The sequence below is a fragment of the Streptomyces caniferus genome (assembly GCF_009811555.1).
GTDB classification, from domain to species: domain Bacteria; phylum Actinomycetota; class Actinomycetes; order Streptomycetales; family Streptomycetaceae; genus Streptomyces; species Streptomyces caniferus.
Map to the genome: position 1 here is coordinate 1,272,898 of NZ_BLIN01000005.1, position 12,043 is coordinate 1,284,940.

The following is a 12,043-nucleotide window of genomic DNA, read 5'->3' on the forward strand; positions in this document are numbered from 1 at the left end:
CAGAAACTTGGCGCCGGGCCCCGGAACGGGCTGCCGCCGGCCGCCCCGGGACGCCGGGACGGCCGGCCCGCGCCCTTCACCCCTCCTCCAGCACCGCCATCGCCGCGTTGTGTCCCGGGATGCCGCTCACTCCCCCGCCGCGCAGCGCACCCGCACCGCACAGGAGGACGTTGGCGTGCGTGGTCGCCACGCCCCAGCGGGCCGGCGCGGACCGGGCGTCGCCCAGCTCCTCGTCCGACGGATCCGCGTACGGGAACGCCAGGTCGCGGTGGAAGATGTTGCCGCCCGGCAGGCCGAGATCCCGGTCCAGGTCGAGGGGTGAGCGGGCCTCGATGCAGGGGCGGCCGTCGCCGTCGTGGGCCAGGCAGCCGGCGAGCGGTTCGGCGAGGTGGCGGTCGAGTTCGGCGAGGGTGGCCGCCAGGAGGCGGTCGCGGGTGGTGTCGTTGTCGGCGGTGAACAGGCTCGCCGGGGCGTGCAGACCGAACAGGGTGAGCGTCTGGTACCCCTGCCGCACCAGGTCCGCGCCGAGGATGGAGGGGTCGGTGAGCGAGTGGCAGTAGATCTCGGAGGGCGGGGCGGAGGGCAGGGCGCCGGACGCGGCCTGCTGGTAGGCGCTCTCCAGCTGGGTGTAGCCCTCGGCGATGTGGAAGGTGCCGGAGAAGGCCTCGCGCGGGTCCACACCGGTGTCGCGCAGCCGCGGCAGCCGGGTGAGCAGCATATTGACCTTGAGCTGGGCGCCCTCGGCAGGTGGCGGCGGGGCCTCGCCCAGCAGGCGGGCCAGCTCGCGCGGGGCGGCGTTGACGAGGACCCGGCGGGCGCCGACGGTGCCCTGCTCACAGGTCACCTCCGCGCCGCGGCCGTCCGTCGCGATACCGGTCACCGCGCAGTCGGTGACGATCTCCGCCCCGGCCCGGCGGGCGGCGTCGGCCAGTGCGTCGGTGAGGGCGCCCATCCCGCCGAGGGGGACGTCCCAGTCGCCGGTGCCGCCGCCGATGACGTGGTAGAGGAAGCAGCGGTTCTGACGCAGCGACGGATCGTGGGCGGTGGCGAAGGTGCCGATCAGGCCGTCGGTGAGGACCACGCCGCGGACCAGGTCGTCGGTGAAGGTCTCCTCGACCACCTCCCCCAGGGGGCGTTCGAACAGCGCGTGCCAGGTCGCGTCGTCGTCGACCGTGGCGCGGAGCGCGGCGCGGGTGGGCAGGGGCTCGGTCAGGGTGGGGAAGACGCGTTCGGCGAGCCGCTGGGTGGTGCCGTAGAAGCGCTGCCAGGCGTCGAACTCGCGCTCCGATCCGGTGAGTTCGGCGAAAGCGGCACGGGTCCGGCCCTCGCCGCCGCCGACCAGGAGTCCGGTGGGACGGCCGTCGCGGACGGTGGGGGTGTAGGAGGAGACGGTGCGTTTGCGGACCGCGAAGCGCAGTCCGAGGTCCCGCACGATCTTCGGTGGCAGCAGGCTGACGAGGTAGGAGTAACGGGACAGCCGGGCGTCGACCCCGGCGAACGCCCGGGTCGACACAGCGGCACCACCGGTGTGGTCCAGCCGCTCCAGCACCAGCACGCTGCGCCCGGCGCGTGCGAGATAGGCGGCGGCCACCAGTCCGTTGTGCCCGCCACCGACGATGACCGCGTCATACGAAGTCCGTTCCGGCATGCCCCTTGGTAGCACGCGGTGATCTCGGTCGCCAGGTGCAGGCGGCTGAAACCTTCACCCGGGCCGGTGCGGCTTCTTGACCGGGCATGGGGCTGCTCCTAGCGTCCGGCCGTGCTCCGCCCCGGCACCGCACCCGCCACCCGCTCCGCAGGCCGTCCCGCCCACCCGTGAGGTGACCCGTGTCCCACTCGTCGGTACCCCGCATCGGCCGCACCTTCGCCGGACTGACCGCCGTCGCCACCTGCTCGGCCGGGCTGCTCGCGGCCCCCGCGCCCGCCTCCGCCGCCCCAGACCCGGGCCGCGCGCCCGGGGCCAGACCGGCCGCCGGGGCCTATCCGAACCTGGCCCCGAGACCCCCGATGGGCTGGAACAACTGGTCGTACTACATGTGCGACCTCAACGAGAAGATCGTCCTCGACAACGCGCGGGCACTGGTCCGTTCGGGACTGGCGGAGCGTGGCTACCGCACCGTCACCGTCGACGACTGCTGGATGAGCAGACAGCGCGGCCCCCGCGGCGAGCTGACGGCGGACCCGGCGAAGTTCCCGCACGGCATGGCCTACCTCGGGCAGCAGCTGCACCGCATGGGACTGAAGTTCGGGATCTACGAGGATGTCGGCACCCTCACCTGTGAGAAATATCCGGGCAGTCTCGGCCATTTCCGGGAGGATGCGGAGCTGTTCGCCCGCTGGAAGGTCGACTACGTCAAGGCGGACGGCTGCAATGTGCCGGTCGCCCCGGGACACACCAAGGAGGAGACCTACCGGGACCTCTACGGGCAGATGAGCCGTGCGCTGCGGGCCACCGGCCGCCCGATCACCTTCTCGGTGTCGGCGCCGGCCTACTTCCAGTTCGACGGTGACAGCGTCTGGCACCGGGTCATCGGCTGGTCGGCCGAGCTCGGCAATCTGTGGCGGGGCGGGCGGGACGTGGCGCTCCAGAAGAGCACCCCGGCCGCGAAGTGGTCGTCCATCGTCTACAACTTCCGCTACAACGCCCGGCTGGCCGCCCTGCAGAGCCCCGGCCGCTGGAACGACCCGGACTTCCTGCTGGCCGGCGACTCGGGCCTGACGCGGCAGGAGATGCAGAGCCAGATGTCGCTGTGGGCGATGATGGCCGCCCCCCTGATCTCCAGCACGGACATCGGCGATCTGTCCCCGGCGGCACGCAAGGTGCTCGGCAACAAGAAGGTCATCGCCGTCGACCAGGACGCGCTCGGTGCCCAGGGAACCGTCGTGCAGCAGGACGACGGCTCCGCGGTGCTGGCCAAGCCGCTCAAGAACGGCGACTGGGCGATCGCCCTGTTCAACTCGGGCGACACGCCGCGCACCCTGTCGGTCACGGCGGACACGGCCGGACTGCCACAGACCGGGTCCTACCGGCTGCACGACCTGGTCAGCGGGCACCGGACGCACAGCGACGACACGATCGTGGCGCGCGAGGTGCCGCCGCACAGCACGGTGCTCTACCGCGTCACCCCGGACTGACCCGGTCACCGCGGGCCGCCCGGCTCATACGGGTGGCCCGCGGTCGGTCCCTCCCCCAAGGGGTGCCGTCTCCTATCACCGGCGTACGGCGCGCTCCCGGCGCAGTGCCGCGACCCGGCGGTGGAGGGCGGCCGCCTCGTCGGCCCGGCCCAGTTGTTCCAGGCACTGGGCCAGGTCGCCGTAGCTGGCCAGGGCGTCGAGATGGGCGGCCCCCAGGACCCGTTCACGGGCGTCGGCGACCTCGCGGTAGAGGTCCAGCGCCTCGTCCCAGCGGCCGAGCCAGCCGAGCGCCACGGCGGTCTCCCGGCGGCTGACCAGGGTGTCGGGGTGGTCGGGGCCGAGCACCCGCACCCGTGCCCCGGCGACCTCCCGAGCCTCCAGCAGCGCCTCCTGCCAGCGGTTCTGCCGTCCGAGGTTGACGCCCAGGCCGTGCCGGGCCCGCAGCGTCTCCGGGTCGTCCGCGCCCTGGGCACGGGTACGGGCGGCGGCCAGGTCCCGGTAGAGCGCCAGGGCCTCGCCGCTCCGGCCGAGCCGGCCGAGGCCGATGCCGACCTCGTAGCGGGCGGCGAGGGTGTCGGGGTGGTCGGGGCCCAGCGCCTCGGTACGCGCCTGTGCGATGTCCCGGTAGGTGTGCAGCGCCTCCGTCCACAGGCCCAACCGGCCCATGACATGGGCGAGTTCGCAGCGGGTGGCGAGGGTGTCCGGGTGATACGCACCGAGCACCCGGGCGCGGGCCTCGGCCACCTCCCGGGCCAGGGCACGGCAGTCCTCCAGCCGGCCCAGCCGGCCGAGGTTCAGCGCGACGTGGTGACGGCAGCTCAGCGAGTCGGGGTGGTCGGGGCCCAGCGCGCGTTCCCGGCCCGCCAGCACCTCGGCGTAGACCTGATGCGCCTCGAAGCTCCGGCCGAGACGGCTCAGGGCGTGGCCGGCCTCCAGGCGGCTGGTGAGGGTGTCGGGGTGGTCGGGGCCCAGGAGCCGTTCGCGCTCCGCGGCGAGCGCACGGTGTGCCTCGCCGGCCTCCTCCCAGCGGCCCAGCCCGCCGAGGTTCAGCGCGGCGGTGTGCCGGCCGGCCAGCGCGGCGAGGGTGGCGCGGCGGTCGTCCGGCGGTGCCGGGCTGGCGATGCCGGCGGGCGGGGACACGTCGTCGCCCTGCGGCTCCCGCCCACCGGTCCAGGTGTCGGTCAGGGCCGTGGCGGCCCGGTCCGCCGGGTACCCGTACGGCCGTCGTGCGGGGCCCGCCGGGGAGCCGAGGGTCATGCCGCGGGTCCAGGAGGGCAGCCGCCGGGCGGGGACCGTCCGGTCTTCCGGGCCGGCCGCGACGTCCCGCCCGGCCTGCGGATGGCGGGCGTCGGCGAGGCGTTTGCCCAGCTCGTCGGCGTCCCTGGGGCGGTCTTCGGGGTCCTTGGCGAGCAGTTCGAGGATGATGCGCTCGTAGGCCTCGGGAAGATCGGGGCGGAGCGTACGGGGCGGCTTGGGTGCCATGTCCCGGTGCCCGACGAGCACCGCCCAGGCATCGCCCAGGTCGAAGGGCGGCACGCCGGTGGCGATCTCGTACAGCACACAGCCGAGGGAGTAGAGGTCGCTGCGGTGGTCGACGCCGTGGGCGCCGATCTGTTCGGGCGACATGTAGTGCGGACTGCCCATGGCGATACCGGTGCCGGTGAGACGGGCGGTGAAGCCGATGTCGTGGCCGAGACGGGCGATGCCGAAATCGCAGATCTTGACCGTGCCGTCGGCGGTCCGGACGATGTTCGCCGGTTTGAGATCGCGGTGTACGACGGCTTGTTCGTGGGTGTACGCGAGCGCGGCGGTGACCTGCTCGGCGATCTCGGCGAGGTCGGGTACGGGCAGCGGCTGGCGGCGGCTGTCGTCCAGCAGCTGGCTGAGGTTCCGGCCGCTGAGCAGCTCCATGACGATGAAGAGGGTGCCGTCGTCCTCACCGAAGTCATGGACGACGGTGATCCCGCGGTGCTGGAGCGCGGCGGCGACCCGCGCCTCGCGGCGGAAACGTTCGCGCAGCACCTGCAGGAACGAGGGTTCGTGGCGCGGCCCCGTGGGCTTGAGGCATTTGACCGCGACCTGCCGGCCCAGCGACTCGTCGCGGGCCCGCCACACCTCCCCCATGCCGCCGCGCCCGATGGTGTCGAGCAGTCGGTAACGCCGTTGGATCAGTCTCTTTCCCGCCACCATGAATCGCCGCCCCCGTCCCCCGTGGTCAGCCGCGCAGTTCCCCCTGCGTGTCCTTCGGCCCGTCCAGTATGGCGGCGGAAGGGCGGAGCTTGTAGGGCGCTGGGCGGGTGCCGGGGCCGAGTCGTGCAACGGCGCGCAGGATGTGCCGGGGCGGGAGCTGCCAGCGGACGGTGGGCGGAATGGCGCGTAGGAGGCGTCCGGTGGCCCGGAGCCGTCGGGTGACGGTGGCGGGCGGGGGCGCGGGGCGCCCGTAGAGCTCCTGGGCATACGCCGGGAGCGCGCCGTAGGCGAGCCCTGCCACCCGCTGCCAGAGCACGGCGCGGGCCGGCACGAGGGGCACCGGGGTCGGCGGCCTGCGCAGGAACCCGTCCACCTCGCAGGCCTCGGGGGTCAGCGCCAACTCGGGCCGGACGCGGGCGAAGTAGGCGGCGAGCGCGGCCCGGCTGCCGGGTACACCGGCCGGGTCGAGGCCGACGAGCCGGGCGCTCTCGCGCTGCTCGTGGAGGTAGGCGTCGGCGTGGGCGTCGGTGAGGGGGTAGCCGGAGCGGCGCAGTACGTGCAGGTAGGAGTCGACTTCCGCGCAGTGCACCCACAGCAGCAGATCCGGCTGGTCGACGCCGTAGCGCTCGCCGGTGGCGGGGTCGGTGGCGGACAGCAGGCGGTGGATGCGACGGACCCTGGCACCGGCCTGTTCGGCGGCGTCGGTGGTGTCGTAGGTGAGGGTGCCGACGAATCGGGCGGTCCGCATGAGGCGGCCCCAGGCGTCCCGCCGGAAGTCCGAGTTCTGCAGGACACCGCGCACCGCGCGCGGGTGCAGCGCCTGGAGGTAGAGCGCACGGACGCCCGCGATCCACATCATCGGATCGCTGTGCATCTGCCAGGTCACGGAGCGGGGCCCGAAGAGCCCCGGGTCGCCTGCCACCCACCACACCTCCCGCCGCCGGATCCGACGCCTGACGGCAGCCGTCCCCGGACACCTCGATGAGCTGCCCCGATGCCGGGCCCCGCAGGCCCCGGCACGCCGCGGCCGCTCCCTCGTCGACGTGTTCCCATTGTCGATCCCGCAACGGCCCACCCGCATCATCGCTCGATGAGCCTCAGCACGACAGGCCCACAGGCCCACGGGCACGCAGACCCGCAGCCCCACAGGCGCGGTCCGGCCGGCCACCGGCGGCGGGTACGCGCGGGTGCTGTTGCCCCCGTGGCACCGCGCCGGCCCAAGAGTCCGGAGCCGACGCGGCCGGCCGGTCAGCCCGGTCAGCCGGTCAGCTCGACGTCGGGCCGCCCGGACGGGTGCTCCGCCGGGCCCGTGGGAACGGCGCCCTCCACCCTGCGGGCGGCCTCGCGCGGGGAGGGCGCGACCGTGCGCTCGGACAGCGGAAGCGGGGCGGGACTCGGGTCCTCGGCGCCGAGGAAGGTCCGGCGGACCACCCGCTCGGCGGCGTGACCGTCGTCCCACGGGCAGAATCGCGCGCGGAACGCGGCACGCAGCTCCCCGGCTTCCGTGCCGTTCCAGCGGCCGCTGCGAAACGCCTCGATCAGCTCGTCCTCGTCGGTCGCGACGACCCCGGGGGTCTCACCCGGCCTTCCCGAGAGCAGGTCGAAGGTGACGCCCCGGGAGCGGACGTAAGTCTCCCAGTCGTCGGCGTAGTTGATGATCGGCCGGTCGAGGGCGGCGTAGTCGAACATGATCGACGAGTAGTCCGTGACCAGCGCGTCCGCGGCGAGGCACAGCTCCTCCACCGAAGGATGCCGGGAGACATCGATCAGCGCGCCCTGCTCCTGGAGCTGCTGGAGCCGCGGGTCCTGGTCGTAGAAGTAGTGCGTACGGACCAGCAGGACGACGTCCGGGCCGAGCGCCCTGGTGATCTTCTCCAAATCCAGCCGCGGCACATAGCCGACTTGGAAGTCGCGCACCGTCGGGGCGTAGAGGACCGCGGTGCTGCCGGGTGCGATCCCCAGCCGCGCACGGATGTCGAGCACCTCCTGGGCGCCGGTCCGGAAGAAGACGTCGTTGCGCGGATAGCCGGCGTCGACCGACTCGAAGCCGCAGGGGTAGACCCGCTCCCACTGCTCGGTGGAGTGCTGGTTGGACGAGACCGACAGGTCCCAGCGGTCGGCGCGTTCGAGCAGCTTGCGCATGCTCATGCCCTTGGCGGCGGCCGGGTACTTCTGCTGGTCGATCCCCATGCGCTTGAGCGGGGTGCCGTGGTGGGTCTGGAGGTGGACCTGGCCCGGGCGCTTGACCAGGTGGTCGGCGAAGTTGACGTTGTTCACGAAGTACGTGGCGCGCGCCATCACCTCCCAGTAGCGCGGGGAGCCGACGACGACGTGGTCCATGCCGTCCGGCAGCGTGTCCACGAGGTCCTCGCGCACCACCCACACACCGTGGAGGTGCGGCACCAGCTCCTTGGCCTTTTCGTAGACCGCGAGCGGGTTGCAGGACGGGGTGCGGTTCCAATAGGCGCTGAAGACCGCGAGGCCGGGGTCGAGGGGGCGCCGGCGCTGCATCGCGTACGACACCGACGCGGCACGCCTGCTCATGGCGCCCTGGGCCGTGCGCAGACGCTGCCGGCCGCTCTCGCGGGTGCGGTTCACCAGGCCGAGTGCCTGGAAGGCGCGGTACGAACCGCGTTCCAGCGCCTGGAACTGCCGGGCGTCGACATCCTCGGGCGGGGTGAACCCGGCCGGCTTGTGCCGCCGGTACATCGCCGCGGCCCGATGGAAGTACTCGGGCCGGTCCCCGACCGGAACGCGGCTCTCGCGCGCGCCGGTGAACAGGAAGTGACTGACCATCCGCTCGAAGAACAGCGGTCGCAGATGATCCAGATCGGGCCGGCCGTCGAGGAACTCGAAGAGCCGTTGGTACTGCTCGAATATGGTGAAGTGCTTGCGGCCCGGCGTCTTCATGGAATTGCCGTGGCGGCGCTGGCGGTATTCGACGCAGGCGTGGTCCAGGCACACCGCGCGCTCGGCGGTGAGCATGGTGGTGTACACCATGAGGGCGTCCTCGTAGAGCCCGTCGGTGTACCGGAAGCCGTTGTCCACGAAGAAGTCGCGCCGGAACGCCCGGTTCCACACCACCGCGAACATCTGCAGGAACTCGGTGCGCTCAGCGGGCCGGAACACCTCCGCTCCCGCCGCGGCGAGCAGTTCGCGGGCGGCGCTCGGCTTGACCTCGTGCCACCAGTAGCTCCGCACATGGTCGAAGAGCAGAAGGTCCGGGTCCTCGGCCCCGGCCAGCCGGTCGGCCATCGCCCGCAACGAACCAGGAGTCAGGGTGTCGTCACTGTCGAGGAACAACAGGTAGTCCCCGCTCGCACGGTCCACCCCGGTGTTGCGGGCCGCCCCGATGCCGCGGTTCTCCTCATGGCGCACGGTGATCACCCGCGGGTCGCGGGCGGCGTACTCCGCCAGGATCTCGCCGCTCCGGTCCGGCGAACGGTCATCGACCGCGATGACCTCGAAGTCGGCGAAGTCCTGTGCCAGCAACGAGTTCAGGCACGCACGAAGAAAGCCCTGCACATTGAACACGGGAACGATGATGCTGAAACGCGGGGCGGATCTGAGGCCCGTCTCGGGCATGGCGACGTTGCTCCTCGAAGGTGTCGGCCTCAAGACGACGGCCTGGATTTTCTACGACCGAGAGTGGGACAACCACCGCCACCCAAAGGTTGCGCGCGGGCCGCGCGCAGTGCTTGTGGTGGCTGCCGCACGTCGGACGATGCCCCACGGCAGGGCCGGCCTTGGGCTGCTGCACCGCGGACCCGGCGGCATCACGCTTTGGCGATCGGTACGCGCGAGCGAGGAGGCCGCGTTGCGCCGCTTCACCGCCGCACGCGGGGCATCCCCAGGCCGATCCAGGAGATGATTTCGCGTTGGATCTCGTTGTTGCCGCCGCCGAAGGTGAAGATGACGGCGGAGCGGTAGCCGCGTTCCAGTTCGCCGTGCAGTACTGCGCCGGCGGAGCCCTCTTTGAGGGGGCCCGCGGAGCCGAGGATCTCCATCAGCCAGGCGTAGGCGTCGCGGCGGGCCTCGGAGCCGTAGACCTTGACCGCGGAGGCGTCCTGGGGGGTGAGCGTGTGGTGCTGGAGGGCGTCGACCATCTGCCAGTTCAGCAGCTTCATGGCGTCGAGTCGGGTGTGGGTGCGGGCCAGTCGTCCGCGGACCCAGCCGAGGTCGATGACCCGGCGGCCGTCGGCGAGTTCGGTGTCGGCGGCCCAGCGCTGGACGTTGTGCAGCGCGCGGATGGCCATGGTGCCGTGGGCGGCGAGGGTGACCCGCTCGTGGTTGAGCTGGTTGGTGATGATCCGCCAGCCCTTGTTCTCCCCGCCGACGCGACGGGAGGCGGGGACGGTGATGTTCTCGTAGTAGCTGGCGGTGGTGTCGTGCGAGGCGAGGGTGTTGATCAGGGTGCACGAGTAGCCGGGGTCGCTGGTGGGGACGAGGAGCATGGTGATGCCCTTGTGGGGCGGGGCTTCCGGGTCGGTGCGCACGGCGAGCCATACCCAGTCCGCAGTGTCGCCGTTGGTCGTCCAGATCTTCTGGCCGTTGACGACGTAGTGGCCGGTCTCCTCGTCGCCCACCCGTACGGCGCGGGTCTTGAGGGCGGCCAGATCGGTGCCGGCGTCCGGTTCGCTGTAGCCGATGGCGAAGTCGATCTCGCCGGAGAGGATCCGGGGCAGGAAGTAGGCCTTCTGTTCGTCGGTGCCGAACTGCATGATCGTCGGGCCGACGGTGTTCAGCGCCATCAGCGGCAGCGGCACGCCCGCCTGGGCCGCCTCGTCGAAGAAGATGAACTGCTCCGTCGGGGACAGGCCGCGCCCGCCGAACTCCTTGGGCCAGCCGACGCCGAGCCAGCCGTCGGCGCCCAGCCTGCGCACGGTCTCGCGGTAGAACCGCTTCTGGGCGGCGGGGTCGGTGAGGGGGGCGGCTCCGGCGGCCTCGGAGCCACCGGGGGCCGGGTGGGCACGGTCCGGCACCAGTTCGGCGAAGTACGTGCGCAGCTCGGCGCGCAACTGCTGCTGCTCGGGGGTGTATTCGAGGTGCACGGCCCCTCCAGTTCGTCCGGTCCGGTCGTCCGGTCCGCGGGGCACGGGATGCTGACGGCCCGTCGGCTGCCGGATCGAGGGGCACAGTAGAACTTGTTTCAGTAATACGGAAGGGCGGGCGGGCCGGGAGGTGCGGCCGGTCCGGGTGGATCCCGGTCGGCCCGGGAGGGGCGGCCAGAACCCTCGGTCAGGGGACGATCGAGTCGACGTAGCCGCCGTCGACGCGGACGGCCGCGCCGGTTGTCGCCGAGGCGAGGGGGGAGCTGAGGTAGACCACCATGGCGGCGATCTCGTCCGGTTCGATCAGTCGCTGGATCAGTGACTGCGGCCGGTACTCCCGCATGAAGGCGCGCTGCGCCTCGTCCCACGGCAGGTCACGGCCGACGAGGTCATGGACGAAGTCCTCGACCCCGCCCGTATGGGTCGGCCCGGCGATGACCGAGTTCACGCACACCCCACTCCCGGCCGCCTCCTTCGCGAAGCCCCGGGACACCGCGAGCAGCGCCGTCTTGGACATCCCGTAATGGATCATCTCCGCCGGAATCACCACGGCGGAGTCGCTGGCGATGTTCTGGATGCGGCCCCAGCCCCGCTCGGTCATGCCGGGCAGATAGCGGCGGATCATCCGGACGGCCGTGAGCACATTGATCTCGAAGTACCGCCGCCACTCGGCGTCGTCGATCTCCAGGGCGGGCCGGGAGCCGAAGACGCCCAGGTTGTTGATGAGGATGTCCGCCTGGGGTACGGCCTCGGCGACCTGGTCGAGGCCGCTGTCGGTGCCGATGTCGCCGGGCGCCGCGAGGAAGGCGGCGGTCGGCTCCCGGGTGCGCATCCGCTCCAGTGCGGCCTCCACGGAGCCGGTACTGCGGCCGTTCACGGCGACCCGGGCTCCGGCGCGGGCCAGCCCCAGGGCGATGGCCGCCCCGATGCCCTGCGTCGAGCCGGTCACCATCGCGGTCCGGCCGGTGAGATCGATCTGCACGGCTCTTCTCCGTTCTCGGTTCACCACCCCCGCCCGCCGCGAGCGGGCACTGCCCGCCGCACGCACGAAGGCCCGGTCCGGCACCTCCGCGGCGCCGGACCGGGCCCTGCCCGGACTCCATCAGCCCACGGCGTGCTTCGCCGGATGGTTCGGCTGCACCCGGAGGCGCTGGACGTCCTTGCAGTACCTGACGGCGCCGCTGCTGGTCACGTACCTCGCCGCGACCCAGACCGGCCGCTCCTCGCGGGTCAGGTACCAGACGGTGTTGCCACCCACGCTCTGGGTGCGGACCTTGCACACCAGGCCGACCTGCGCACGGTGGTGGAGGTGGCCGCGTACGGAGGAGTCCGTGCTGGGGTACTGACGCTGGCTCAGGCCCGTCTTGGCAGTGACCACGCCGAAGGGCTTGGCGGGGCCGGGGGTCGTCGCGTGCGCCGGCGCCGCCGCGAGCAGCGTTGCGCCGAGGGCGAGGGCCGCGGTGAGTGCGCCCGCGCCGGCTGCGAGCTGCTTGCCTCGGGCCGCGAGGAGGTCGGTCGTGGGCATAGGGGTCTCCTGTTCTCGACGCGCAATGCCACCCATTGGCGCGAAGTGGACATTACGCGGAAATCACCCTAGGGATGTGGGGAAACGACGAACAGGCCGCCGATCGTGTGACGGCGCAAGTACGCCCGCGACACGGGCAGTC

The 12,043-nt window shown here is 72.3% G+C and carries 8 protein-coding genes; 1 reads left to right on the forward strand and 7 read right to left on the reverse strand.

Annotated features, from left to right (window positions below):
- Positions 1–76 precede the first annotated feature (76 nt).
- Positions 77–1,648: a phytoene desaturase family protein gene (locus Scani_RS22095; RefSeq protein ID WP_159479115.1), complete on the reverse strand. Its 1,572-nt coding sequence runs from the start codon at positions 1,646–1,648 to the stop codon at positions 77–79.
- 179 nt (positions 1,649–1,827) lie between these two features.
- Between Scani_RS22095 and Scani_RS22100 the strand changes: the two genes are divergently transcribed.
- Positions 1,828–3,135, forward strand: a complete 1,308-nt coding sequence (locus Scani_RS22100; RefSeq protein ID WP_159479116.1) for a glycoside hydrolase family 27 protein — start codon at positions 1,828–1,830, stop codon at positions 3,133–3,135.
- A 75-nt stretch (positions 3,136–3,210) separates the two neighbouring features.
- On the opposite strand, the gene Scani_RS22105 is transcribed toward Scani_RS22100, so the two are convergent.
- The 6 genes from Scani_RS22105 to Scani_RS22130 all read right to left on the reverse strand — a co-directional run bounded on the left by Scani_RS22105 (position 3,211) and on the right by Scani_RS22130 (position 11,901).
- On the reverse strand, positions 3,211–5,322 hold the full coding sequence (locus Scani_RS22105; RefSeq protein ID WP_159482286.1) for a serine/threonine-protein kinase: 2,112 nt from the start codon (positions 5,320–5,322) through the stop codon (positions 3,211–3,213).
- A 28-nt stretch (positions 5,323–5,350) separates the two neighbouring features.
- Entirely contained in the window at positions 5,351–6,199 is an 849-nt protein-coding gene (locus Scani_RS22110) for an oxygenase MpaB family protein (RefSeq protein WP_159482287.1), read from the reverse strand.
- A 383-nt stretch (positions 6,200–6,582) separates the two neighbouring features.
- The gene (locus Scani_RS22115) at positions 6,583–8,910 is read right to left on the reverse strand and encodes a bifunctional glycosyltransferase/CDP-glycerol:glycerophosphate glycerophosphotransferase (protein WP_159479118.1); all 2,328 of its coding nucleotides are present in this window, start codon (positions 8,908–8,910) and stop codon (positions 6,583–6,585) included.
- 242 nt (positions 8,911–9,152) lie between these two features.
- Positions 9,153–10,376 carry an acyl-CoA dehydrogenase family protein gene (locus tag Scani_RS22120; protein ID WP_159479120.1) on the reverse strand — a complete coding sequence of 408 codons (1,224 nt, stop codon included), beginning with the start codon at positions 10,374–10,376 and terminating at the stop codon, positions 9,153–9,155.
- 187 nt (positions 10,377–10,563) lie between these two features.
- Positions 10,564–11,358: an SDR family NAD(P)-dependent oxidoreductase gene (locus Scani_RS22125; protein WP_159479122.1), complete on the reverse strand. Its 795-nt coding sequence runs from the start codon at positions 11,356–11,358 to the stop codon at positions 10,564–10,566.
- A gap of 120 nt (positions 11,359–11,478) precedes the next feature.
- Complete coding sequence (locus tag Scani_RS22130) at positions 11,479–11,901, reverse strand: SH3 domain-containing protein (protein ID WP_159479124.1); 423 nt, start codon at positions 11,899–11,901, stop codon at positions 11,479–11,481.
- Positions 11,902–12,043 lie beyond the last annotated feature (142 nt).